This window comes from Nocardia sp. NPDC051929, assembly GCF_044548645.1.
In the GTDB taxonomy this organism is placed as follows: Bacteria; Actinomycetota; Actinomycetes; order Mycobacteriales; family Mycobacteriaceae; genus Nocardia; species Nocardia sichangensis.
This window is the reverse complement of sequence record NZ_JBIUCG010000030.1, coordinates 1-23,504: the sequence shown is the minus strand read 5'-3', so window position 1 is coordinate 23,504 and position 23,504 is coordinate 1. Positions and strand designations below refer to the sequence as shown.

23 protein-coding genes and 1 tRNA gene are annotated in these 23,504 nt (G+C 69.1%); 11 read left to right on the top strand and 13 right to left on the bottom strand.

What is annotated here, in order from left to right:
* Positions 1-107 precede the first annotated feature (107 nt).
* Positions 108-1,025: a cobalamin biosynthesis protein gene (locus tag ACIHAX_RS33150; RefSeq protein ID WP_364427704.1), complete on the bottom strand. Its 918-nt coding sequence runs from the start codon at positions 1,023-1,025 to the stop codon at positions 108-110.
* Between the two features lie 137 nt (positions 1,026-1,162).
* Here ACIHAX_RS33150 and sigJ point away from each other — a divergent pair, with 137 nt between their 5' ends.
* Positions 1,163-2,113, top strand: a complete 951-nt coding sequence (gene sigJ, locus ACIHAX_RS33145; RefSeq protein WP_397281526.1) for an RNA polymerase sigma factor SigJ — start codon at positions 1,163-1,165, stop codon at positions 2,111-2,113.
* On the opposite strand, the gene ald is transcribed toward sigJ, so the two are convergent.
* Positions 2,114-3,223, bottom strand: a complete 1,110-nt coding sequence (gene ald, locus ACIHAX_RS33140; RefSeq protein ID WP_356965054.1) for an alanine dehydrogenase — start codon at positions 3,221-3,223, stop codon at positions 2,114-2,116.
* A 130-nt stretch (positions 3,224-3,353) separates the two neighbouring features.
* Positions 3,354-4,121: an MBL fold metallo-hydrolase gene (locus ACIHAX_RS33135; protein WP_364427697.1), complete on the bottom strand. Its 768-nt coding sequence runs from the start codon at positions 4,119-4,121 to the stop codon at positions 3,354-3,356.
* A 71-nt stretch (positions 4,122-4,192) separates the two neighbouring features.
* Between ACIHAX_RS33135 and ACIHAX_RS33130 the strand changes: the two genes are divergently transcribed.
* The 3 genes from ACIHAX_RS33130 to ACIHAX_RS33120 all read left to right on the top strand — a co-directional run bounded on the left by ACIHAX_RS33130 (position 4,193) and on the right by ACIHAX_RS33120 (position 6,060).
* A complete protein-coding gene (locus ACIHAX_RS33130) occupies positions 4,193-5,140 on the top strand; it encodes a GlxA family transcriptional regulator (RefSeq protein WP_397281523.1) in 948 nt (315 codons plus the stop codon).
* 51 nt (positions 5,141-5,191) lie between these two features.
* Positions 5,192-5,707 (top strand): gamma carbonic anhydrase family protein, encoded by a 516-nt coding sequence (locus ACIHAX_RS33125; RefSeq protein WP_355072760.1) that lies wholly within the window; start codon positions 5,192-5,194, stop codon positions 5,705-5,707.
* A gap of 167 nt (positions 5,708-5,874) precedes the next feature.
* Entirely contained in the window at positions 5,875-6,060 is a 186-nt protein-coding gene (locus ACIHAX_RS33120) for a hypothetical protein (protein WP_039803648.1), read from the top strand.
* Between the two features lie 24 nt (positions 6,061-6,084).
* Here ACIHAX_RS33120 and ACIHAX_RS33115 read toward each other — a convergent pair whose 3' ends face one another.
* Both ACIHAX_RS33115 and ACIHAX_RS33110 read right to left on the bottom strand, forming a co-directional pair.
* A complete protein-coding gene (locus ACIHAX_RS33115; protein ID WP_355072758.1) occupies positions 6,085-7,083 on the bottom strand; it encodes a GAF domain-containing protein in 999 nt (332 codons plus the stop codon).
* 104 nt (positions 7,084-7,187) lie between these two features.
* Complete coding sequence (locus ACIHAX_RS33110) at positions 7,188-8,000, bottom strand: SDR family NAD(P)-dependent oxidoreductase (RefSeq protein ID WP_355072757.1); 813 nt, start codon at positions 7,998-8,000, stop codon at positions 7,188-7,190.
* A gap of 223 nt (positions 8,001-8,223) precedes the next feature.
* On the opposite strand from ACIHAX_RS33110, the gene ACIHAX_RS33105 reads away from it, so the two are divergent.
* Complete coding sequence (locus ACIHAX_RS33105; RefSeq protein ID WP_355072755.1) at positions 8,224-8,847, top strand: TetR/AcrR family transcriptional regulator; 624 nt, start codon at positions 8,224-8,226, stop codon at positions 8,845-8,847.
* A 26-nt stretch (positions 8,848-8,873) separates the two neighbouring features.
* On the opposite strand, the gene ACIHAX_RS33100 is transcribed toward ACIHAX_RS33105, so the two are convergent.
* Complete coding sequence (locus ACIHAX_RS33100; RefSeq protein WP_397281520.1) at positions 8,874-10,679, bottom strand: Eco57I restriction-modification methylase domain-containing protein; 1,806 nt, start codon at positions 10,677-10,679, stop codon at positions 8,874-8,876.
* Positions 10,680-10,853: 174 nt separating this feature from the next.
* Here ACIHAX_RS33100 and ACIHAX_RS33095 point away from each other — a divergent pair, with 174 nt between their 5' ends.
* The gene (locus ACIHAX_RS33095) at positions 10,854-11,540 is read left to right on the top strand and encodes a nitroreductase (protein ID WP_364427685.1); all 687 of its coding nucleotides are present in this window, start codon (positions 10,854-10,856) and stop codon (positions 11,538-11,540) included.
* A 12-nt stretch (positions 11,541-11,552) separates the two neighbouring features.
* Here ACIHAX_RS33095 and ACIHAX_RS33090 read toward each other — a convergent pair whose 3' ends face one another.
* The 7 genes from ACIHAX_RS33090 to aceE form a co-directional block, all read right to left on the bottom strand.
* Positions 11,553-12,038 (bottom strand): helix-turn-helix domain-containing protein, encoded by a 486-nt coding sequence (locus ACIHAX_RS33090; protein WP_364427682.1) that lies wholly within the window; start codon positions 12,036-12,038, stop codon positions 11,553-11,555.
* Between the two features lie 181 nt (positions 12,039-12,219).
* Complete coding sequence (locus ACIHAX_RS33085; RefSeq protein ID WP_355072748.1) at positions 12,220-13,653, bottom strand: carboxyl transferase domain-containing protein; 1,434 nt, start codon at positions 13,651-13,653, stop codon at positions 12,220-12,222.
* Positions 13,654-13,774: 121 nt separating this feature from the next.
* Positions 13,775-15,025 carry a KasA/KasB family beta-ketoacyl-ACP synthase gene (locus ACIHAX_RS33080; RefSeq protein WP_355072747.1) on the bottom strand — a complete coding sequence of 417 codons (1,251 nt, stop codon included), beginning with the start codon at positions 15,023-15,025 and terminating at the stop codon, positions 13,775-13,777.
* A gap of 10 nt (positions 15,026-15,035) precedes the next feature.
* Positions 15,036-15,338: a meromycolate extension acyl carrier protein AcpM gene (acpM, locus tag ACIHAX_RS33075; protein WP_039796877.1), complete on the bottom strand. Its 303-nt coding sequence runs from the start codon at positions 15,336-15,338 to the stop codon at positions 15,036-15,038.
* Positions 15,339-15,460: 122 nt separating this feature from the next.
* On the bottom strand, positions 15,461-16,375 hold the full coding sequence (locus ACIHAX_RS33070) for an ACP S-malonyltransferase (RefSeq protein ID WP_364427675.1): 915 nt from the start codon (positions 16,373-16,375) through the stop codon (positions 15,461-15,463).
* A gap of 128 nt (positions 16,376-16,503) precedes the next feature.
* Entirely contained in the window at positions 16,504-17,838 is a 1,335-nt protein-coding gene (locus ACIHAX_RS33065; protein ID WP_397281519.1) for a PucR family transcriptional regulator, read from the bottom strand.
* 11 nt (positions 17,839-17,849) lie between these two features.
* Positions 17,850-20,765, bottom strand: coding sequence for a pyruvate dehydrogenase (acetyl-transferring), homodimeric type (gene aceE / locus ACIHAX_RS33060; RefSeq protein WP_397281517.1), 2,916 nt, complete (start codon positions 20,763-20,765; stop codon positions 17,850-17,852).
* A 214-nt stretch (positions 20,766-20,979) separates the two neighbouring features.
* Here aceE and ACIHAX_RS33055 point away from each other — a divergent pair, with 214 nt between their 5' ends.
* The 5 genes from ACIHAX_RS33055 to ACIHAX_RS33035 all read left to right on the top strand — a co-directional run bounded on the left by ACIHAX_RS33055 (position 20,980) and on the right by ACIHAX_RS33035 (position 23,338).
* Positions 20,980-21,537, top strand: coding sequence for a hypothetical protein (locus tag ACIHAX_RS33055; protein WP_364427669.1), 558 nt, complete (start codon positions 20,980-20,982; stop codon positions 21,535-21,537).
* 126 nt (positions 21,538-21,663) lie between these two features.
* Positions 21,664-22,086 (top strand): DUF3052 domain-containing protein, encoded by a 423-nt coding sequence (locus ACIHAX_RS33050; protein WP_355072984.1) that lies wholly within the window; start codon positions 21,664-21,666, stop codon positions 22,084-22,086.
* 77 nt (positions 22,087-22,163) lie between these two features.
* Positions 22,164-22,628, top strand: a complete 465-nt coding sequence (locus ACIHAX_RS33045) for a peroxiredoxin (RefSeq protein ID WP_355072739.1) — start codon at positions 22,164-22,166, stop codon at positions 22,626-22,628.
* A 17-nt stretch (positions 22,629-22,645) separates the two neighbouring features.
* A tRNA-Val gene (locus ACIHAX_RS33040) sits at positions 22,646-22,717 on the top strand.
* 390 nt (positions 22,718-23,107) lie between these two features.
* Positions 23,108-23,338 (top strand): hypothetical protein, encoded by a 231-nt coding sequence (locus ACIHAX_RS33035; RefSeq protein WP_397281514.1) that lies wholly within the window; start codon positions 23,108-23,110, stop codon positions 23,336-23,338.
* Positions 23,339-23,504: the final 166 nt, after the last annotated feature.

Sequence of the window (23,504 nt, the reverse complement as noted above, 5' to 3'; positions counted from 1 at the left end):
GGCCGCCGGTGCGCGGGCCGACCGCCCGCGGACTCCCGCCGTTCGCGGCTGCCCGGTGCGGCGGACGGCTCAACGCCTGATCGCGGCCACCCGCCGCGGCCAACTACTCAACGTCTGATCGCGGCCACCGCGGCGGCGATCACGGTGGCGGTGAGTTGCACCGCCTCCGAAAGGCGTACGGCGCGGCGCAAGTCGTGCACGGTCGGAGCTGGGCCGTCACCGAGCACCGGGCGCATCTCCACACCGTGCGGGTACTCGGTGCGGCCACCCAACCGGACGCCCAGCGCCCCGGCCATCGACGCTTCGACCACGCCCGCGTTGGGGCTGGGATGCCCGGCGGCGTCCCGGCGCCACGCGGCCAAGGCGGCAGCGGGCCTTCCGCCGATCGAGGGTGCGAGCACGGCGGTGAGCAAACCGGTGACGCGCGCCGGGATCAGGTTGGCCGCGTCGTCGACGCGCGCGGCGGCCCAGCCGAAATGCCGGTAGCGCTCGTTGCGGTAGCCGATCATCGCGTCCAGCGTGTTGACCGCGCGATATCCGAGCAAACCCGGAACGCCCGCCACCGCTCCCCACACCATCGGGGCGACGGCCGCATCGGAGGTGTTCTCGGCGATGGACTCCAGGGCCGCGCGGGCGAGACCGTCCGCGTCGAGCGCCTGCGGGTCGCGGCCGCACAGCGAGGGCAGCAGCGCGCGGGCGCCGTCGAGATCGCCCCCCGCCAGGCGATCGGCCATCCGGCGACCGGCTCGGGCCAGACTCCGGCCCCCCAGCACGGTCCAGGTCGCGGCGGCGGTCGCGACCACGCCGCCGCGGCGTACAGCCGCGCCGAGTCCGACCACCGCGCCGACGGCCAGCGCCTCGTGCACCAGCCCCGCCGCGCGCCGGTCGGCATAGGTCACCGACTCCAAAGCCGCCACCGCCGAACCGAATCCGGCCACCGGGTGCCACCGCCGCGGATCGCCGAACGTTCGATCGAGCGCGAAGCCGAGCAGCAACCCGAGCGCGGTAGCGGTCCCCTTCTGCACTCGGCGACACTATCGGGCGGGCGGCGACCGTCCCGCACGGCCCGGCCGTGTCACACTCCGCGCCCCTGCGTCGTCGACCTGGTGACGCATCCATAGACTCGCCCCGGCGGGGCCCGAACGACGAACGGCGAACAGACGTGACTTCCGAGCAGCCTTCCCCCGAGCACCTCGACCAGGCCGAGCTGGCTCGGCGGTTCGAGGAGCACCGCCCGTATCTGCGCAGGCTCGCCTACAGCACCTTGGGCAGCCTCAGCGACGCCGACGACGTCGTGCAGGAGGCCTGGCTGCGGTTGCAGCGGCAGTACGAGAGCGGCGCCGCCGGTGAGATCGACAACTTGCGGGCCTGGCTGTCCACCGTCACCGGCAGGCTCGCCCTCGACCACCTCGGCTCCGCTCGTGTGCGCCGCGAACAGTACGTGGGCGAATGGCTGCCGGAGCCGGAGGTGACCAGCTGGGACGACCCCGCCGACCGGATCACCCAGGACGAGCGGGTAACCACCGCGCTGCTGGTCGTGCTCGAGTCGCTGTCGCCCGCCGAGCGCACCGCGTTCGTACTCCAGGACGTCTTCGGCATGAGCGGCCCCGAAGTCGCCGAAGTGGTCGGCCGCACACCGGCCGCCGTCCGCCAGCTGGCTTCCCGCGCACGCAAACACGTCGAGGAGGGCACCCCGCGCTTTCCCGCCTCCCCCGACGAGCAGAAGAAGGTGGTGTCGGCCTTCGCGCTGGCGTGGCGTTCCGGCGACCTCGGCGCCCTGCTGGGCGTCCTCGACACGAACGTCAGCCTGACCGCCGACGGCGGCGGCAAGGTGCCCGCGATCCGGCAGCCCGTGCACGGCGCCGAGCTCGTGGCCAAGCTGCTGCTCGGCTGGTACCAAGTGGCGGGCGGCTGGGGCCGCGCGGTGCTGGTCAACGGCCAGCCCGGACTGGTGGTCTTCGACGGCACCCACACGGGCGTCTTCTCCTTCACCGTCGACGAGGGTCGCATCGTCGCGATCGACGTGGTCCGCAACCCCGACAAGTTGCGCGACCTGCCCACCACCGGTGAGCCCGACTGGCACCTGGGCGGAAGCCGCACCGAGCGGGAGTAATCAGCCCGCGACGCCGAGCGGCCGCGAGTATCCGTGCGCGGCCGCGACTTCGGCCGACAGCAGCCGCCCGGCGTCCGCGGTGAGCCCGTGCGCGAGATCGGGGTGCCGGGCGCATGCCTCCTGCCAGCCGAGTTCGGCGATCGCCCGCACGTAGGGCAGGGTCGCGTTGGTGAGCGCGATGGTCGAGGTGTGCGGCACCGCGCCCGGCATGTTGGCGACGCAGTAGAACAGCGAATCCGCCACCCGGAAGGTCGGATTCGCGTGCGTCGTCGGGTGGGCCGAGGCGAAGCAGCCGCCCTGGTCGATGGAGATGTCCACCAGCACCGCGCCGGGGCGCATACCGCCGACGAGCTCATCGGAGACCAGCTCCGGCGCACGCGCACCGGGAACCAGCACCGCGCCGATCACCAGATCCGCCGACAACACCGCGCGCCGGACCTCCGTGGCGTTCGACGCGACGGTGGCGATCCGCCCGTCGAAACGAGCGTCGAGTTCGCGCAACCGATGCAGGTTGGTGTCCAGCACGCTGACGCGCGCCCCCATGCCGACGGCGACCGCGGCCGCGTTCGACCCCGCGACGCCGCCGCCGAGCACCACCACTTCCGCCGGGCGCACGCCGGGGACGCCGCCGGGCAGCAGTCCGGCGCCACCGAGCGGCGCCATCAGGTGATACGCGCCGACCTGGGCGCCGAGCTTGCCCGCGATCTCGCTCATCGGAGCCAGCAGGGGTAGCGACCCGTCGGCGGCGCGCACCATCTCGTAGGCGATGGCGGTGATGCCCGAGCGCAACACGGCGTCGGTGCATTCGCGCGACGCCGCCAAGTGCAGGAAGGTGAACAACACCTGCCCACGGCGCATCCGCTGATACTCCTGCGCGATCGGCTCCTTCACCTTCAACACCAGGTCGGCTTCCCGCCACACCTGGTCGGCGTCGGGGACCAGGCGGGCACCCACCGCGGCGTAGTCGGCGTCGGGAAATCCCGATCCGACGCCCGCGCCCGCCTGCACCAGCACGTCGTGTCCGTGCCCGGTCAGTTCCCCGGCGCCCGCCGGAGTCAGGGCTACCCGGAACTCTTGATCCTTGACCTCCTGTGGAACTCCGATCCTCATACCGCCATCGTGGCCCCGGCGCGGGGCCGACGCCACGACCGACGCGCCGAACGCGCACGGCGACCACCCGAGCCGCGCGCGCCGGGTGAGTTTCTCGGCACGTTGCCCAGCTGAGTTCGGACGACCCGTCTCACACGGTGGTGGTGCGTCCCAGCGGCGGTATCCGCAACTGCTCGGTGCGGCCGCCGTAGCGGAAGACACGGCCCAGGTGGTCGAGCGTCTCGCTGAAGTGCGCCCAGCCTTCGGCGTGGACGGGCACGATCACCGCGTCGCCGAGCGCTTCGGCTGCCTCCAGCGCGGTGCGCGCGTTCAGGGTGACGTCGGTGTCGCCGAAACGGCCGACGTTCGCGGCGCCCACGTTGAGCACGGCGATGTCGATGCGGCCGATCCGCTCGACGATCTGCCGTACCAGGTCGACGGAGGCGTTGTCACCCGAGACGTACACCGTCGGTTCGCCTTCGGCGCGCAGCACGAACCCGGTGACGATGCCGCTGAACGGCTCGCAGCCCTCGGGACCGTGCAGGGCCGGCACGCCGGTCACCTGCACGCCGTGCACCGTCACCGTCTCCCAGTTCGCCAGCCCGCGCACTCCTTCGATCCGGGTCGCCGCGCCGGGCGTGGACAGCACGGTCGGCACCGTGGTCAGCAACTTCCGGCCGGAGTCGTCGAGGTTGTCGGCGTGTTCGTCGTGCGAGAGCAATACGACGTCCACGGGGCCGACTTCCGCCTGCGATACGGCAGGCCCGACGAGTTTGTGCAATGTGATGGGCCCCGGGTAATCGCCCGGCTCGTCGAAGGTGGGGTCGGTCAGCCAGGTGCGGCCCGCGTAGCGGAACCGCACCGTGGGACCGCCGATGTGCAGGAGTTCCAGGCCGGTGCGTTCGATCGTCTCGCTCATGCCGTTGATCTTGTCCCGCCCGCCCGCCGCAAGCCAGTGGCCCGCGAGCCGCTTACCGTTAAGATCAGGCCATGCGTACGGTGGCCGTCCTGGCGTTCGACGGAGTCAGTCCCTTCCATCTGTCGGTGCCCAGCCTCGTCTTCGGCCGGGTCGGCGTCGAAGGGCCCGCGCCGTATCAGGTGGACGTGTGCGCCGAGCGGCCAGGAACAGTGCGCACCCCGGCCGGATTCGACATCCACGTCCGGCACGGACTCGAGACGCTGACGCGGGCCGACACCGTCGTGATCCCGAGCTGGCGACTCGGCGCTCCGCTGTCCGCCGACGTGCGCGACGCCCTGCGCACCGCACACGCCGGCGGCGCCAGGATCGTCGGGCTGTGCCTGGGTTCCTGGGCGGTGGCCGCCAGCGGACTGGCCGACGGCCGCGAGATCACCACGCACTGGGCCTCCGCCGCCGAGCTCGCCCGTGCGTTCCCCGCGGTCCGGGTCCGTGCCGACACGTTGTGGTCGGATCTGGGCGATGTCGTGACCTCCGCCGGGGTGGCTGCGGCGCTGGACTGCTGCCTGCATCTGGTCCGCGGCGATCTCGGCAGCAAAGCCGCCACCGAGCTGGCCAGGTCGCTGGTCACCGCCCCGCATCGCAGCGGCTCCCAGGCGCAGTACATCCCCGTCGCGGTGCCCGACGCCGCCGACGACGATCCGATCGAGCGCGCCATGGTTTGGGCGCGCACCCATCTCGGCAACCCGGTCGACCTGGACGGCTGGGCCCGCGTCGCGCTCATGTCGCGGCGCACCTTCACCCGCCGCTTCCGCGACCGCACCGGCACCAGCCCCCAGCAGTGGCTGCTGCTCCAGCGCACCGATCGCGCGCGGCTACTGCTCGAATCCACCACCGACACCGTGGAACGCATCGCCGTCGACACCGGATTCGGCACGGCGGTGAGCCTGCGCCACCACTTCCACCGCATCCTCGGCACCAGCCCCGCCGCACACCGCACCAGTTTCCAAGGACAGAACTGACCGGGACGGGCCGCGGGTGGCCGCACAGCCGAGCCCGCTAAGTTCATGGCCATGCGGATTCAGCTGGGCGAGCATGCGCCGGAGATCGATGAGAGCGCGTGGATCGCGCCGAACGCCACCGTGATCGGCCGTGTCCGGCTCGGCGCCGAGGTCAGTGTCTGGTACAGCGCGGTGCTGCGCGGCGACCTGGAGACCATCGAGGTCGGCGCGCGCAGCAATATCCAGGACGGCTGCGTGCTGCACGCCGACCCGGGCTTCCCGCTGACCGTCGGCGCGGGGGTCTCGGTAGGGCACAACGCGATCCTGCACGGGTGCACGATCGGCGACGACGTGCTCGTCGGCATGGGCGCCACCATCCTCAACGGCGCAGTGGTCGGACCCGGCAGCTTGATCGCGGCCAATGCGCTGATCCCGGAGGGCGCGCGGATTCCGCCCGGTTCGCTCGTGGCGGGCGTGCCCGGCAAGGTGCGCCGGGAACTCGGTGCCGAGGAGCAAGATCGCATTCGCCTGAATGCGACTGTCTACCTAGCAAATACAGCCCAACATCGCACGGCGAATGAGGTGTGAAACAGGACACACTGATCAAATGTCCATTAGAGATCGCTGATAGCATTCAGCCAGCGTGCCCGGCGACCCGGGCTCTCCTGTCGACACGGTTGTCGTGCGACTTGTAGCGCAGTGGTGAACCCACCCGGGTCGATGGGTGGGCGAGCGTGCAGGCAGGAGGTATCACGGTGTCGTACGTGCAGTCGGGTGTGCACGGGCCCAAGGGCCGGATCAGCGTCGCCGACATCGCGGCCCAACCGGGGGGAGTCGAGGCACTCCAGCGCCGGGTTCATGAATTACGTTCTCGCGGTGTGGATTTCGCCGCGAACGCGATCGAGAAGGAAATGGCCGAGCTGGATCTGCCGCGCCAATGACTTCGACGCCACGCTCACCGCGGATCACGATGCCGCGGTGAGCGTGGCGAGTCCGGCCGTGGTGTGCTGATCCAGCGCCATCAACGCGGCCCGAATTCGTACCGTTTGCCAGCCACCGTCGACCCGGCGCAGGCGCACCGTCCCCTCGGTACGATGCCGCGCCAGATCTCGCGACATGGTTCGCGCGGTCGCCAGATCATCCGGATGAATCTGCGGCCTCGGTTGCCCGGGGAGATCCGCCCAGGCGACGTCCGGCATGGGTGGCCCGATCCACCGGATCAGCCGCAACGAGCGCAGATTGACGATCGCGCGGTACTCGCCGGGTTCGGTGGCGGCCTCCAGCACCGCGTACTCCAGGATCGTCGGCGGTGGAGCGGCGGAGACGGCGGTGGCCGCGCCGATGTCCTGGGTCACCCCGCGCAGCAGCACATGAGGCTCGCCCGCGTCGTCCGGCTCGGCGACGATCCGGCAGGCGAAATGCCCGGCGCGCAGAGCGTCGTCGTCGCGCCGGATGGTCCAGACCGCCTGATGCTCGGTGCCCGGCGCCGAGTTGACGATCTTGGCCAGCGCCTCGCTCTCGTCGCGGTTGGCGACCAGCCGGGTGAACGCGCCCGCGATGGCCAGCTCGGCGGCACGGTTCTCCGGCGCGACGCCGTACAGGTCCAGCAGGTCGATACTGCGCACCGAGCGGTTGGCCGTGAGATCGAAGTACCACGCCCCCATCGGGTCGGCCGCCGCGACCGGCTCTTGCCGCGGGCCCACCCACAGTCGTACGGCATGCGCCCGCCCCGGTGCGATGAGCAGCGGCTCGGCCCGCACCGTGCGCCGCCCGTCGCCGGAGACGCACGCGACCGGCGCACCGGTGGCGCATGCCCGCCGCAGCGCCGACTCCGCGTCGGCCCGCGACAGCGGATTGCGCACGATGTTGCTCAGCGGCACGAACGCCTTCGGCGCGGACCCCACGGCGATCACTCGCCCCGGCTGGCCCGAAAAGCAGTCCAGCAGCAGCCATTTCGTCACCATCCGCGCCCCCGCACGTCATCATCGGCGGTCCACCGTAACTCGTAATATGCTCGGCCGGTTGTCATTTCGCCCTCCCCGTCCTTGACCGCGCATCCGGCGTGCGGTCAGGACCGGAATACCATGTCCAGCACCTTCTCGTGGTACGACCCCGCCATTCGTGTGACCAGGTCCACAGCGATGGCATCGATTCCGACCAGGACTTTCGCCTCGCCGCGCGCGGCGCCTCGCAGAATGGTCCGCGCAGCCGCTCCCGGGCTGGTCCGCGCCACATGTCCCTCGAATCGGCGCACCACCGCTTGCGCGTCGACGCCCGGCGCGACGCTCGCCGACCGGGCGATCCCGGTGAGCACTCCGCCGGGATACACCCCGGTGACCCGCACCGAGCCGCCCGCCGCACGCATGTCCTGGCGCAGCGAGTCGGTGAAACCGCGTACGGCGAACTTCGCCGCGTTGTACGGCGCGTGCCGCGCGACGGCCACCAGCCCGAACGCCGAGGACATATTGACGACATGCGCGCGATCGGCGGCCAGCAGATGGGGCAGGAACGCCTTGGTCCCGTTGACCACACCCCAGAAGTCGACGGCCATCACCTGTTCGAAGTCGCTGAAGGGCGACTCCAGCACGCCGCCGACGTGCAGGATGCCCGCGTTGTTGAACAGTGCGTCGACCCGCCCGAACCGGGCGACGGTCCGCTCCGCGTATGCGAACACCGCTGCCCGATCGGTGACGTCCACCGTGCTCACCGACGGCTCCCGGCCCACCGCCGCGCACAACACCCCCGTCTCGGCCACGGCATCCGCCGACTTGTCCGACAGCGCCAGCGATGCCCCCGCGCCCGCCAATGCCACCGCCAGCGCCCGGCCGATGCCCGAACCCGCGCCGGTGACCGCCACCACACGATTCGCGAAATACCCCATGGCTCAACCCCTTTCCGGACCGGCCGGAGTCGCGGCCGGACACCGACCACAGGCTAGTCAGCCGAATCTGGACGCGCGACCCACTCCATCCGGCCGCTCCTCGGCAATGCCGGGTCACGCGGCGTCCACCCAATGAAATAATGGACGTTCCCGTCCGCACCCGTCGCGATGCCGCGCCCACCGGCCACGGCCCGGCGACCGCGCCGAACCTACTGGAGATCCGATGCCAACCCTCTCGCCCATGTTGCAGCGCATCCTCGAGAAGCCGGTCGCCGACGGCGAAAAGCTCCTGGAAAGCGCACTCTCGGCATTCCTGGACTTCGGTATCAAGCGGACCAGCATGGGCGAGATCGCCCGCCGCGCCGGGATCAGCCCGGCCACGCTGTACCGGCGCTACGAATCCAAGAACGACCTCGTCGAGGCGGTCAGCGTCCGGGAGGCACAGCGCTTCGTCGCCGCGATCGAGAAGCAGGTGCGCACCGTCTCGGGCAACGACGATCAGCTCGTCGAGATCTTCGTCGCGTTCATCAGCGCCATCGCGGGCAACGAACTGCTGCGCAGGCTGCTGCGCACCGAGCCCGACCTGATCCTGCCCCGGCTGACCACCGAGGCGGGGCCGATCCTCGCCGTCGGCCGCGACTACCTGGCCGAGAAGCTGCGCGAGCTGCGGAACGCCGGTGGCACGCACGACTTCGACGCCGATCTGGTCGCCGAGATCATGGCCCGGCTGGCGCTGTCGCTCGCCCTCACCCCCGACGGCCTGATCCCGGTCAGCGATCAGAACGCGGCGCGCGAGTTCGCCCGCCGCACGCTGCTGCCGATGGTCGGCGTCCGGGTCAGCGCTTAATGGGCGCTGTCGGACGCAGTCCGTCTTCAGCCCGCGCATGGCCGGAGCGAAGGCGGAGGTACGCGCAATCCGACGCCGAACGCGGCGGCCACCCGCTCGTCCAGCTCGGCCCGCGCCGCCGCATCCGGCGCCCGGCCCTCCACGAACTCGCGCACCAGATCGATGACTCCCGCCGACCGGACCGCCGCCGGATCGGGCACCGGCAGCCGTGACACATATTGGGTGATCCACCGCCGCCTGCCCGAGTACAACCGATTGCCGCAGACCACGTCGTAGAACCGCAATCCCAGCGCCGAATTGGCCACCCCCATCAGCAGGTATGCCAAGCGCGTCGCCTCCGTGGGCGCAGCCGCCAGATCGGGCAGCGAGATCCAGTAGCAGTCGCCGTTGACCACCGCGCCCGAGCTGTCCAGCGCGAAACGCGGACGGTCGCTGATGTCCGGGAATACCAGCTTCGGCTGCTGCCACAGGTGCGGGCGCTGCGGCACCCAGATCTCGTACCAGGCGCGGCCGCTCTCGACGACATAGCGTCGCCCGGCCAGTGTGCGACGATGCGACCGTAGATACGCGGCGGCGGCGGGGTATTCGCCGAGATCGATCGGCGTGCGGCGGGCACAGGCCAGGTCGTAGGGATACAGCACGCGAACGTCGCGGGCGCGTGTGGCCCGCCACGGCGCCAGATCGTGATGGGTGATCAGCTCCAGCAATAGTTCGGGCTCGGGACACAGGTCGGCCTGTGCCCAGCGGTCGGAGATGAACACATGGTCGGCGGTCGTCTTGATGCCGACCCGGATGCGCGCCACCTCGCCGAAACTGCGCCAGGTCGCCGCCGCTATCCGCGCCAGCCAGGAATCGATCGCATCGTGCGACATCCGCCACGCGGCCTCCGGCTCCCGCGCCGCACCTCGGAGCGTCCTTCGTTCCGCCGTGACATCCGGCGTGGCGTCACTGGTCGAACTCTCATCGCCACCCCGACCGGCTCCGGGGGCCCCGGGCGGCCCGGACCCCGTTGCCAACGTGCCGACCTCGACGGCGAAGGTCCGGCCGTTGTACTCGACGATCGAGCCGCCCGGGTCGAGCAGCGCCTCGAACAGCGTCTTCGCACCTGGTGTTTCGCCGATGGCCTCGTAGGCGGAGACGTAGCGGCAACCGTCGCCGTGGTTCGCGCGGCGCGCGATGGTGATCGCTGGCAGCACAGCGGCGGTGAACAGTTTGGTGTCCCCCAGGTCGTACAGCTCGACCGGAGCCAGATCGGTCAGCAACAGCCGCCGGATGTTCGCGCCGGCCTTGGTGGTCAGGAATCGGTTGGCGCACAAGAGGCCGAGCACACCTCCCGCGGCCAGCAGCCGTGGCAGCGTCGCCACGAACGGATGGGTCAGGTCGATCCGCCCCCTCAGACCGAACCGCTTGCTCAGCAACTGCGCGGTCGATCCGCCCAACTGCTGGGTGCGCACATACGGCGGGTTGGTGATCACCGCGTCGAACGAGCCTTCCGCGAGCCGCGCCTCGACCGCGAGGAAGTCCGCCTCGTGCCAGTGCACATCGATCCCCGCCGAGCGGGCGCGCTCACGGGCGACCGCGAGCGCGCGGGCGTCCAGGTCGTAACCGGTCAACACCAGACGGGCACCGGGAAACCGGGCCGCGACCTCCTCGTGCACGGCGAACAGCAATTCGCCGTCGCCACAGGCCGGATCGAGCACACGCAGGACGCCCGCGTCCGAGGGCTCGGCATGGCGCAGCAGCCGTTGCGCCAGGAACCGCGCCAGCACGGGCGGCGTGTAATGCCTGCCGTGCCGTTTGCAGTCCCGCGCGGCGGGAGCTTCGGACGCCATATCGGGATTCTGCCTGGCGCGACCGCGCCCGTTGCCGCAACGCGGGCAACACTTTTGCGCCCCGCGCGCGTCGCGGCCGACTCGCCCGGCGACGGCGTGGCGCCCGGCTTTCGCGTCGGAGCGTTCGATGCTAGCGTTCGGTCTCGAAATAAGACTGCCAAAGGAGGCGGGGGAATGACCGTGACGACCGACGACTTCACAACCCTGACCCGAGTGCTCGACGAACGGTGGACCTGCAGGCAATTCCACTCGCAGCCCGTCGAGCGCGACACCATCCGCGCCCTGTTGCGGCTGGCCCAGCGAACGCCGTCGTGGTGCAACACCCAGCCATGGCAGGTCGTGGTGACGGAGGGCGCCGGAACGGATCGTTTCCGGAAGGAACTGGTCGAACACATCGCGACAGCCACGCCCGCGTCGGATTTCGAGTTTCCCGCGCAATACACCGGTGCGTACCGGGACCGCAGGCGCGAATGCGGAAAGCAACTGTACGACAGCGTCGGCATCGCCAAAGGCGATCACGAGAAGACGATGCGGCAGGCCGTACGGAATTTCGAACTCTTCGACGCGCCGCATGTGGCGATCGTGACCAGCGAAGCCGATCTGGGCGTCTACGGAGCGGTGGACTGCGGTCTGTACATCGGCAGTTTCCTGCTGGGCGCGCAGAGCCTCGGTCTCGGCGCGGCGCCGCAGGCGGCACTCGCCTCGTACTCCCCTTTCGTCCGGGAGTACTTCGGCATCCCGGAGCATCGCAAGGTCGTCGCCGGAATCTCCTTCGGATATCCGGACCTCGATCATCCCGTCAACGGCTTCCGCACCACCCGGGCCGACGCCGACGAAGTCGCCACCTGGTTCGCCGACTGACACCCGAGGGCGTCAGCGCGCGCTACCCGCGGTCGCCTCGGCGCCGGTGACGCCCAGCAAGCCCGGTCCCGGCTTCGGGGTGACATCGCGTGCGGTGAGTTCGGCTCCGCACGAATCGCATTCGAGCCGGACGTGGGCCTCGCCCGCGCACTCGTGATGGGCGTAACGCACCGGAGGCCCTTCCGGCGCCATGTAAGCATCGCCCCAATCACGGATGGCCAGCAGAATCGGGTAGATGTCGTGCCCCTTGGGGGTGAGGCGGTACTCCTCGTGCGCACCCACGGCGGCCTTCTGCTTGACGAGGATGCCGTGCTCGATCAGCCGGTCCAGCCGATCCTGCAACCTGCTGCGCGAGATGCCCAGTGCGCTCTGGAAGGCGTTGAACCGCCGGATCCCGGAGAAGCAGGACTTGAGGATCAGCAGCGTCCAGCGATCACCGAAGATCACGAGCGGGCGCGTGATCGAGCACGGCACGTCGGCCAGTTCTTCGTAGCGCACCTCCCGATGCTACCGACCACCGAGCCGCTCCCGCCCCGTGAGACTTCACGACCTCACCCGCTCGAACTGCGTGCGACACACCAAACAACCGACTCCACAGCGCCGCACGAGCCCGTCGGTGCGAAATCCGGAAAACGCGAAGCGGGCCCCGGGAATACCGGAGCCCGCTTCGGTGCGTAGATCAGAGCGGAATGTTCTTGTGGTGGCTGGCGCGGGCCGGGGCCGCGGCGAGCGCCGCCGCGATAATGCTGCGGGTCTTCGCCGGGTCGATGACCTGGTCGACGACACCGATGGCGATAGCGCGCTCCACGCCGCCCGCGATGCGCTCGTGTTCGGCGGTGAGCCGCTCGTGCAGCGCCTCGCGCTCCTCCTCCGGCGCGGCCGCGAGGGCCTTCTTGTGCAGGATGCCGACCGCGGCCTTGGCGCCCATGACGGCCACCTCCGAGCCCGGCCACGCGTAGACCGCCGTCGCGCCGAGCGAGCGGGCGTTCATCGCGATGTAGGCGCCACCGTAGATCTTCCGGGTGACCAGCGTGACCCGCGGAACGCGCGCCTCGGCGAACGCGTGCAGCAGCTTCGCGCCGCGCCGGACGACGCCTTCCCACTCCTGGCCGACGCCGGGCAGGTAACCCGGAACGTCGGTGACCACGATCAGCGGAATGCCGAACGCGTCGCACAGCCGCACGAAACGCGCCGCTTTCTCCGCGCTCTCGGAGTTCAGGCAGCCGCCGAGACGGATCGGGTTGTTCGCCAGCACACCGACGGTGCGCCCACCGAGACGGCCCAGACCGGTGACGATGCTGCGGGCGTACCCTCCCTGCAATTCCTCGAACGACGACTCGCCGTCGACGTTGTCGAGCAGCTCGTTGATGATCGGCTTCACGTCGTAGGCGCGCTTCGCCGACTCCGGCAGCATCGCCTTCAGGTCGACGTCGCCGTGCTCGGCCGCGACCAAGTCGAATTCGCCCTGCTCGGCGAACATCGACACCAAGCGGCGAGCGCGGTGCAGCGCGTCGGACTCGTCGGCGGCCACGATGTGGGTGACGCCGGACTTCTTACCGTGCGTCTCCGGCCCGCCGAGGGTGGCCATGTCGACCTGCTCGCCGGTCACGCTGCGCACCACGTCCGGGCCGGTCACGAAGACGCGGCCTTCCGGAGCCATGATCACGATGTCGGTCAGCGCCGGGCCGTAGGCGGCGCCACCGGCCGCGAAGCCGAGCACCACGGAGATCTGCGGGACCAGGCCGGACGCGCGGACCATGGCCTCGAAGACCAGACCGACCGCGTGCAGCGCCTCGACGCCCTCGGCCAGGCGAGCGCCACCGGAGTGCCACAGGCCGACCACGGGGACACCGGAGTCGATGGCGGTGTCGATGGCGTCGACGATGTGCTTGCAGCCCTCCACGCCCATCGCGCCGCCCATGACGGTGGCGTCGGAGCAGTAGGCCACGGTGCGGACGCCGTCCACCTCGCCGATGGCGGCGAGCACGCCGGACTTGTCGCGCGGGTGTAGCGGAAGAATGGTGCCGGGATCGAAGAAACGCTGGAGCCGGCCGAGCGGATCGCGCGGGTCGGTCGTCGTCTCCTGATGCAACGCGGGAGCGATGATTGTCATCGCGTTGTCTCCTGACCTCGATAAGTGCGCCGCTGCCGCGGCTGCGTATGGCGAAACGCGGCGGGGCCGACCACGTCAGATGGCCGGCCCCGCCGGAATCGTTGTGCAGTCGATCGCGCGGCTATGCCCGACCGAAGGCGAGCGCTACGTTGTGCCCACCGAATCCGAAGGAATTGTTGATCGCGTACTCGATCTCCTGGCGTCGGGCTTCGCCCTTCACCACGTCGAGGTCGATCTCCGGGTCCTGGTTCTCCAGGTTCAGCGTCGGCGGAACGATGCCGTCGCGGATGGAGAGCACGGTCAGCACGGACTCCAGGGCGCCGACGGCGCCGATCGAGTGGCCGAGCGCCGACTTCGGCGCGTACACCGAGGCGTGGCTGCCCACGGCTTTGTTGATCGCGTTCGCCTCGGCGGTGTCACCGATCGGCGTCGCGGTCGCGTGCGCGTTGATGTGCGTGATGTCCTTCTTGGTCAGACCAGCGGACTGCATCGCCCTGGTCATCGCCCGCGCGGCGCCGTCACCCGTCGGGTCGGGGGCGACGAGGTGGAAGCCGTCGGAGGTGATGCCTGCGCCGAGCAGGCGGGCGTGGATGGTCGCGCCCCGAGCCTTCGCGTGCTCCTCGGTCTCGATGACCATCAGCGCGCCCGCCTCGCCGAAGACGAAGCCGTCGCGATCCTTGTCGAAGGGACGCGAGGCGCCCTTCGGGTCCTCGTTGCGGGTGCTCATGGCGCGCATCATGGTGAACGCCGCGATGGGCACCGCGTCGATGAAGCCCTCGACGCCACCGGTGACGACCATGTCCGCGTCACCCATGACGATCATCCGCCAGGCGTTGGCGATGGCCTCGGAGCCGGACGAGCACGCCGAGACCGGAGTGACCACTCCTGCCCTGGCCTTCAATTCGAGGCCGACAACGGCCGAGGGGCCGTTCGGCATGACCATCTGCACAGCCAACGGCGAAATCTTGCGGTAGCCGCCGTTCTTCAGCTTGTCCACGGAATCGATGAGGGCGTCGCCGCCTCCCAATCCCGTGCCGATGGCCACACCCAGCCGCTCCGGGTCGACTTCCGGGCTGCCCGCGTTCCGCCAGACCTCGCGACCGAGCACGGTCGCGAGCTGCTCGACGTAGGCCATGCGCCGACATTCGACCCGGGTCAGCAGGGTGTCCGGCCGGACCTTCAGGTGACCGCCGATGCGGACCGGAAGGTCGTATTCCTCGACGAAGGAATCCTCGAGAACGTCGATGCCGCTCTCGCCGTTGAGGAGTCCCTTCCACGTCGCATCGACGTCACCCGCGATCGACGTGGTCGCCGCAAGGCTGGTTACGACGACGTTGGGGAAGTTCCCGTTCAAGGTGGAAGGAGTGGTCACAGTTTCGGCCCTACTCGGCGTTGTCGAACTTGGCCTTGAGCTCGGCCGCCGCCTCAGCGTTCTCGGCCTCGAGCTTCTGGATGTAGTTGACGGCGTCGCCAACGGTCTTCAGGCTGGCCAGATCCTCGTCGGGGATCTTCACGCCGTACTTGTCCTCGGTCTGAACCGCGATCTCGACCATGGACAGCGAGTCGATGTCCAGGTCATCGACGAAGGACTTCTCGATCGTCACTTCGGAGGGCTCGATGCCGGTCACCTCTTCGATGATCTTGCCGAGTTCCTCGACGATTTGTTCCTGGGTCAGAGCGGCCACTTCGTGGCTCCCTTCTTGATACTTTGTAGGGCTCTACTGGTTTTTTTCGGATCGAGCGCGGTAATAGTTACCGCCTCTCGGTCACGACCTCGCATCATGTGATGCATGGTCGCGGAGGAAAGCTAGCCGGACACGGTCAGCTCAGCCAACGCGGGGAGGTCTTGCGGGGTCTTCAGGGCCAGCGTGGGCGTGCCCTTCAGCTCCCTCTTGGCAATGCCGACGAGGGTGCCCGCCGGCGGCAGTTCCGCCACCGCCGAAACGGCGGCCTGCCGGACGGTCTCGGTGCACAGATCCCAGCGAACAGGCCGGGTGACCTGCGCGGCGAGCTTGTCGATCGCGTCCTGTCCGGACACGACCGGCTTGCCGTCGAAGTTCGAGAGCAAGGTTCTGGTCGGCTCGTTCGGCGTGATCTTCGTTATGGCGTCGGTCACAGCATCCTGCGCGGGCGCCATGAACGCCGTGTGGAACGCGCCCGCGACGGGCAGCGCCCGAACCCTGGCCTTCTCCGGAGGGTTCGCGGCGAGCTCGGCGAGAGCGTCCAACCGACCCGCGGCCACGATCTGGCCCACCGCGTTGCGGTTGGCCGGGACGAGGTCGAGTTCGGTGAGCCGTTCGAGCACGGCGGCCTCATCGCCGCCGAGCACCGCGGACATACCGGTCGGTTCCAGTGCGCACGCCTTGGCCATCTCCGCGCCGCGGATCGCGGCCAACCGGACCGCGTCGTCGGCGGAGATGACTCCGGCGACCGCGGCGGCGGCGAGTTCACCGACCGAATGCCCGGCGACGATGGTAGCGGCGGGCAGCTCGTCCTGGGAGATCTCCGCGAACGCGAGTAGCGCGGCGGCGACCACCAACGGCTGGGTGACCGCGGTGTCGGTGATCTCCTCGGCCGTCGCGGTGGTGCCGAGACGGACCAGGTCCAGGCCGGAAGCCTTGGACCACAGCGTGAGGCGCTCGTTCGCGCCGGGAAGGTCGAGCCAAGGCGCGAGCATGCCGGGTGTCTGAGAGCCCTGTCCAGGGGCGAACAACGCGATCACGCCTCTAAGAAAACACTGTGAGGCGGGCCGCACGAGATGTCGACGCGGATGAAGCTTCGGAAGCGGTTTTGTGGGGGTTCCACAAAAGACCACGTGGGCTGTCCGAATCGACCGATTCCGCCGATGCGTTACAAGCCCTCGGGGCCCAACGCGATCGAAGTGACTTCTGGGACAGGAGTTGACGATTCGTTACGGGTTCGTGTCAAACGACCCACTGTCGCGGCGATCCGGAGGACGTACGCGTCCCGTGGATTCATCGGATCCCGGCCGGTGATCTCGGCGATTCGCTTGAGGCGATACCGAACCGTATTTGGATGGACGTACAGCTGACGCGCACACGTCTCGACCGCTCCACCGCAATCCAGATAGGCATCGAGCGTGTCCGCCAGCGACGACCCCGCCGCAGCCAACGGTAGGACAAGGTACTCGTTCAGCGCGTCGATCGCAGCTCGATCACCCAACAAAGCGCGCTCCGGCAGCAATTCCGCCGCGTGCACCGGTCGCGGCGCCCCCCGCCAACCCACCACGGCCTCCATCCCGGCCAGCGCTTCCAACGCGCTGGCGTGTGCCGCTCCCAGCGTGCGGGTGGTCGGACCGATCACCACCGGACCATCGGAGAACACCTCCGCGAGCAGGTCGGCCAGGAACGGTGAGATCTGAGCGGTCTCCCCCAGATGCCCGGAGACCACCATCACCAACCTGGTGCCCTGCACCACCGCGAGCGCGGCCCGCCCGTGCCGCGCCGCGATGGAATGCACCGCCCCCACCGACGAGACACCCTGCTCCCCGGGCGGCGTGCCCACCAGCACCGTCGCCGGTGCGGTGGCGTCCCAGTTCAGCGTCGCGGCCCGGGAGAGCATGTCCGGGCCGGTGTCGCCGCGCACCACGGCGTCGACGACGAGCGCCTCCAACCGGGTGTCCCACGCGCCGCGCGACTCGGCGGCGCTGGCGTACACCGAGGCGGCTGCGAAGCCGAGCTCACGCCCGTAACGCAGCACCGCCTCGGTCAGCGCCACCAGCTGCCGGTCGTTGCGCGCGAGCGCGGGCAGCCACTGCTCGAAGAACTCCATGGCGACACGCACCATGTCCACGGTCTGGCGCAGCGTCAACCGCCGCGCCAGATCCTGCGGGATCACCTGGAAGGCGTCCAGGCTGAAACGGATGTCGCTGTCCGGGTCCTGGAGCCATTCCAGGAAGTTCACCACCGCGGTCTGCACCAGCATCTGCACGCCCGCCCGCTGCGCGGCGTCCAGATCGGCGAAGAACGGCAACCGATCCTGCATCGACCCCACCGCCTCCGTGGAGAGGCGGCCGGAGAACTGCTTCACGCGTTTGAGCAGCGTGTCCGGAAGGGGGTCGCGGGTCTGCCGGTTCGGGGAGAGCGCGCCCGTCGGCAGATACACCTCGTGCTCGGAAGAGCCCTCGGAGATCCGTCGCGGCCGCGGCGGTTTACGGTCCACCATCCAATATTCCGCTATGCGAGGTCTTCGTCCGAACTCACCGCCGCCTTCGGCGCGGCGTCCACGTCGGCGATGCCGTATTTCGCCGCCGCCTCCGCGGCCTTGGCCGGGTCGAGCTTGCCGATCCGGCCGAGTCCGGCCAGCGCGGCGACCACGATGGACTGCGCGTCGACGTTGAACACCCGCCGCGCGGCCGGGCGGGTGTCGGAGAAGCCGAAACCGTCCGTGCCGAGCGTGGTGAAGTCGCCGGGCACCCACTTGCGGACCTGGTCGGGCACCGCGCGCATCCAGTCGGTCGCGGCCACGTACGGGCCGTCGACCCGCGACAGCGCCTCGGTGACGTACGGAACCCCGGGCTCGGCGCCCGGGTCGCGCAGCGCGGCGATCTCCTTGTCGAGCGCCTCCTTACGGAGTTCGCCCCACGAGGTGACCGACCACACGTCCGCCTGCACGCCCCACTCCTGCGCGAGCAGCGCCTGCGCGCGCAGGCCGTCCGGAACGGTGACGCCGGAGACCAGGATCTGGGCGCGCACCGCGCCCTCACCCCCGCGCTTGTACAGGTAGATGCCCTTGAGCAGCCCCGCGACGTCGAGGTCCTCCGGCTCGGCAGGCTGCGGGTACGGCTCGTTGTAGAGGGTGATGTAGTAGAAGACGTCCTCACCGCCGAACTCGGTGGGGCTGCCGTGCGGATGGGTGCCGGGCAGCGGCGCGGAGCCCTGCGGCGGGGTGCCGCCGCCGTACATGCGGCGCAGGCCGTCGCGCACGATGTGGGCGATCTCGAACGCGAACGCCGGGTCGTAGGTCACCACGGCCGGGTTGGTCGAGGCCAGCAGCAGCGAGTGCCCGTCGTTGTGCTGGAGGCCCTCACCGGTCAGCGTGGTGCGTCCTGCGGTCGCGCCGAGCACGAACCCGCGCGCGAGCTGGTCGGCGGCCGCCCACAGTCCGTCGCCGGTGCGCTGGAAGCCGAACATCGAGTAGAAGATGTACAGCGGGATCATCGGCTCGCCGTGCGTGGCGTACGAGGTGCCCGCCGCGGTGAACGACGCCGTCGACCCCGCCTCGTTGATGCCCTCGTGCAGGATCTGCCCGACGGTGCTCTCTTTGTAGGCAAGCATCAATTCCGCGTCGACGGATGTGTACAACTGCCCATTGCGGTTGTAGATCTTCAACGAAGGGAACCACGAGTCCATACCGAAGGTGCGGGCCTCGTCGGGGATGATCGGGACGATCCGCTTGCCGATCTCCTTGTCCCGCAGCAGCTCCTTCATCAGCCGCACCAGGGCCATCGTGGTGGCGACGTTCTGCTTGCCCGAACCCTTGCGGACCGAGCGGTAGGCCTCGTCGCCGGGCAGCTTCAGCGGCTTGGCCGCGGCGCGCCGCTCGGGCAGGAACCCGCCGAGCGCCTTGCGCCGGTCGAGCATGTACTGGACCTCGCGGGCCTCCATACCGGGGTGGTAGTACGGCGGCAGGTACGGATCCTTCTCCAACTCGGCGTCGCTGATCGGGATCCGCTGCAGGTCGCGGAAGTCCTTGAGATCCTGCAGGGTCAGCTTCTTCATCTGGTGCGTGGCGTTGCGGCCCTCGAAGTGCTTGCCGAGGGTGTAGCCCTTGATGGTCTTGGCCAGGATCACCGTCGGCTGGCCCTTGTGCGCCATCGCCGCCGCGTAGGCGGCGTACACCTTGCGGTAGTCGTGGCCGCCGCGCTTGAGGTTCCAGATCTCCTGGTCGGACAAGTCCTGCACCAGCGCCTTCGTGCGCGGGTCACGCCCGAAGAAGTGGTCGCGGACGTACGCGCCGTCGTTGGCCTTGTAGGTCTGGTAGTCACCGTCGGGGGTGCTGTTCATCAGGTTCACCAGCGCACCGTCGCGGTCGGCGCCGAGCAGCGCGTCCCACTCCCGCCCCCAGATCACCTTGATGACGTTCCAGCCCGCGCCGCGGAAGAACGACTCCAGCTCCTGGATGATCTTGCCGTTGCCGCGCACCGGGCCGTCCAGGCGCTGCAGATTGCAGTTGACCACGAAGGTCAGGTTGTCCAGACCCTCCATGGCAGCGACGTGCGCGAGACCGCGCGACTCCGGCTCGTCCATCTCGCCGTCGCCGAGGAACGCCCACACGTGCTGGTCGGAGGTGTCCTTGATACCGCGATCGTGCAGGTAGTGATTGAAGCGCGCCTGGTAGATGGCGTTCATCGGGCCCAGGCCCATGGACACCGTGGGGAACTCCCAGAAGTTGTTCAGCAGGCGCGGGTGCGGGTAGGACGGCAGCCCGTGGCCGGGGCCGCCGTTGCTGTACTCCTGACGGAACCCGTCGAGCTGATCGGTCGACAGCCTGCCCTCGAGGAACGCGCGGGCGTAGATGCCCGGCGAGGCGTGGCCCTGGATGAAGATCGAGTCGCCGCCGCCCTGATGGTCCTTGCCGCGGAAGAAGTGGTTGAAGCCGACTTCGTAGAGCGCCGCCGAGGACGCGTAGGTCGAGATGTGGCCGCCGACGCCGATGCCGGGGCGCTGGGCGCGATGCACCATGATCGCGGCGTTCCAGCGGATCCACGCGCGGAAGCGGCGCTCCACCTCCTCGTCGCCGGGGAACCACGGCTCGTTCTCGGTGGGAATGGTGTTGACGTAGTCGGTGGAGGTCAAGGACGGGATGGCGACCCGACGTTCACCGGCCCGCTCCAACAGACGGAGCATGAGGTAACGCGCACGGCCGGGACCCTCCCGGTCGAGCATCTCATCGAACGACTCGAGCCATTCGCTGGTTTCCTCCGGGTCGATGTCCGGTAGGTAGGACGCCACCCCTTCGCGGATCACCCGCACCCGTCCGGCCGGCTGCGGCGCGTGCGACCCGTTCGGATCGCGGCTCGCGGCGGGCGCGGGAGCGGAGCTGGTACCAGCGGATTTCGCCGGTGCGGAAGAGTGGATCAGGTCGGTCAAATCTGCTCCTCGTACAGGGGTGGACATGCTGATGGCGTCGGTATCCCCGGGCGGGTTCGCTGGTTGGCGGACCCCCCGTTCACGAAAGGTTCGGGCGCACCATCCATCCTTGCCGATGACGCGTCCCAAATCATCATGTCAGCCGGAAATCCAGTACCGTTCGACAGGCAAGGTGAGCATGTCGAGCGTGGCAGCCCTGAGGAGCGGGAGGACGATGAAGCTGCTGAACCCACGCGGGTTCGGAATGGTGTGCGCCACCGGCGCGGTCGCCGTCGGATTGGTCGTCGCGGGGTGCGCCAACCGCGTGGAAGGCGTGGCGGGTCCGAACGCGAGCGATCTGGCGGCATACAAGACCGAGGCAGCGTCCTCGTCGGCGGCGGCGACCTCATCCAGGCGCGCCGCCGCGCAGGCCAAGGCCATCTCCGACAACTGCGGTCAGTTCCCCACCATCACCGGAGCGGGCGTCAGCAAGTACAACGATTTCGTCGACGCGCACGATGCGAACGCACCGGACTACGTCGCAAAGCGCGACTCGGCGGCGCAGACTCTCGAGGACGCCGCGAACAAGGTGGAAAGCGGCGTGAACTCCGCCAAGGAGTCGCTACCCGCGGACCTGGTGCCGCTGTTCACCGAATACGTGAACGCCGCCCGCGCACTGGCCGCCGAGACGCGCAAGATGACCTACACCGCCCCGGTCGCGGCGCTCAACGACGCCAGCAAGCGCGTCAACGACGCGCGCAACGCCGTCCGCGACTCGTGTCCGAAGCGCTGAGAAAGCCCTTGACACACCATCGCAACGCGACATTCGGTAGCTATTTCGCCGGATCGGCTTGCGCTGAAGCCCATAACCATGTTCGCTTGCAACTACCTACTGTCGGGAGTTGAGGAGGACGCCACCGTGGTCGCCGCGGCGGACGCGCAGAACTACGCTCAGAAGCTTGGCATCTCACACGGCTTGGTTGTCCAGGAATTGGGCTGGGACGAGGACGTCGACGACGACCTGAGGGCCGATGTCGAGGAAGCGATCGGCGGTGAACTCGTCGACGAGGACTCCGACGAGGTGATCGACGTCGTGCTGCTGTGGTGGCGGGATGGGGACGGTGATCTGGTCGACGCCCTGATGGACGCCATCGCCCCGCTCGCCGACGACGGTTTCGTCTGGGTACTCACCCCCAAGACTGGACAACCCGGCCATGTCGAGCCGAGCGAAATCGCCGAATCCGCACCGACCGCAGGTCTGACCCAGACCTCGGCGATCAGCCTCGGCTCGTGGACCGGAAGCAGACTCGTGCAGCCCAAGGCGCCCTCGAAGCAGCGTTGAGCCACCGCGCTATGGTTTCCACCAGGGTGGTGTCGCACGCCCACCCGGTGGAGACCCGACACGATGGAGGATTCGCTATGCCGCTAGAGGTTGGCACTGTCGCGCCGGATTTCACGCTGAAGGACCAGAACAACCAGGAAGTCACCCTGTCGGCTTACCGGGGCAAGAAGAACGTCCTGATCGTGTTCTACCCGCTCGCCTTCACCGGCATCTGCCAGGGTGAGCTGTGCAAGGTGCGCGACGAGCTGCCCAAGTTCCAGAACGACAACGCGGAAATCCTCGCGATCTCGGTCGGCCCGCCGCCAACGCACAAGATCTGGGCCGCCGAGCAGGGCTACATCTTCCCCCTGCTGTCGGACTTCTGGCCGCACGGCGCGGTGGCCCAGGCCTACGGCGTCTTCAACGAGAAATCGGGCTACCCGAACCGAGGCACCTTCGTCGTCGACCGCGAGGGCTACATCCGCTTCGCCGAGATGAACGGCCCCGGAGAACCCCGTGACCAGGCGGCTTGGGAGAAAGCGCTCGCCGCGCTAGATTCATAAGCCGCCGGTAACGGCACGGGCGTATAGCTCAGCGGTAGAGCTCTGGTTTTACACACCAGCGGTCGGGGGTTCGATCCCCTCTGCGCCCACAGATCGAATGCCAGGTAGAAGCCGCAAACTACGTTTGGTGCGTTTGCCCCACTCACACTATGTGGGGCACCGGCCAGATCTACATCGGACTACATCTGCGGCCGGGTAACCCGCGCGGCAAAGCCCCCGAAGTATGCGCCTATGCGCGCACTGAATGTCGCTCGGAAGCAGCGTTGACGGGCCTAGCGTTCTTGCCGATGCGGTGCCGTCGGCGAGTGTCCCGACTGCTGTAGTGAGACAAACACTTCAGAGGGATGACGAATGAGCACGGGGGGCACGCCGATTCCGCCAGACCCGCCCGCCCCGCCGGAGAACGATCCGCCCGCACCGGGTCAGTCTTCGCGGTGGGCAGGGTGTTCCATTGGTCGGGCTGGACGAAAGTAGCGGCCATGGCAACGACAGTGGCGACGCTCGGCGCGACGAACAACCAGTACTCCTTATCGCAGCAGACGGCGGTCACCGATCGCTTTCGGCTGGCGGCTGAACAACTCTCCTCCGACAAGATTGACGTACGGCTCTCGGGTGTCTATCTGCTCGCGCGGCTCGGACCGCGCCATCATCACGGCAGCCACAGCGGGTGCGGCATGACCGCAGCAACCACGTACGCTACCCAGGCCTGAACACCCTCATGGGAAGCGAGCACCACACCGTGTCGATCACCGCCGACAGAACCGCCCTCACCGACCCCGCCCGGCTAGGGAGTGTTTCGAAGTGGGGAGGGCGGGCTGTTGGGCCCCGTCCTCACCCGTGTCGCAGCCACTGATTGATCGCAGCGATATGGATCGT

What these genes read in the sequence shown, in the direction of transcription:
- ACIHAX_RS33130 (WP_397281523.1), top strand. Translation starts at nt 4,193, where the DNA reads ATGCGTACGGTGGCCGTCCTGGCGTTCGACGGAGTCAGTCCCTTCCAT.
- ACIHAX_RS33115 (WP_355072758.1), bottom strand. Translation starts at nt 7,083, where the DNA reads ATGGTGACGAAATGGCTGCTGCTGGACTGCTTTTCGGGCCAGCCGGGG.
- ACIHAX_RS33045 (WP_355072739.1), top strand. Translation starts at nt 22,164, where the DNA reads ATGCCGCTAGAGGTTGGCACTGTCGCGCCGGATTTCACGCTGAAGGAC.
- ACIHAX_RS33125 (WP_355072760.1), top strand. Translation starts at nt 5,192, where the DNA reads ATGCGGATTCAGCTGGGCGAGCATGCGCCGGAGATCGATGAGAGCGCG.
- ACIHAX_RS33110 (WP_355072757.1), bottom strand. Translation starts at nt 8,000, where the DNA reads ATGGGGTATTTCGCGAATCGTGTGGTGGCGGTCACCGGCGCGGGTTCG.
- ACIHAX_RS33095 (WP_364427685.1), top strand. Translation starts at nt 10,854, where the DNA reads ATGACCGTGACGACCGACGACTTCACAACCCTGACCCGAGTGCTCGAC.
- ACIHAX_RS33055 (WP_364427669.1), top strand. Translation starts at nt 20,980, where the DNA reads ATGAAGCTGCTGAACCCACGCGGGTTCGGAATGGTGTGCGCCACCGGC.
- ACIHAX_RS33105 (WP_355072755.1), top strand. Translation starts at nt 8,224, where the DNA reads ATGCCAACCCTCTCGCCCATGTTGCAGCGCATCCTCGAGAAGCCGGTC.
- ACIHAX_RS33085 (WP_355072748.1), bottom strand. Translation starts at nt 13,653, where the DNA reads ATGACAATCATCGCTCCCGCGTTGCATCAGGAGACGACGACCGACCCG.
- ald (WP_356965054.1), bottom strand. Translation starts at nt 3,223, where the DNA reads ATGAGGATCGGAGTTCCACAGGAGGTCAAGGATCAAGAGTTCCGGGTA.
- ACIHAX_RS33035 (WP_397281514.1), top strand. Translation starts at nt 23,108, where the DNA reads ATGGCAACGACAGTGGCGACGCTCGGCGCGACGAACAACCAGTACTCC.
- ACIHAX_RS33065 (WP_397281519.1), bottom strand. Translation starts at nt 17,838, where the DNA reads ATGGTGGACCGTAAACCGCCGCGGCCGCGACGGATCTCCGAGGGCTCT.
- ACIHAX_RS33135 (WP_364427697.1), bottom strand. Translation starts at nt 4,121, where the DNA reads ATGAGCGAGACGATCGAACGCACCGGCCTGGAACTCCTGCACATCGGC.
- ACIHAX_RS33100 (WP_397281520.1), bottom strand. Translation starts at nt 10,679, where the DNA reads ATGGCGTCCGAAGCTCCCGCCGCGCGGGACTGCAAACGGCACGGCAGG.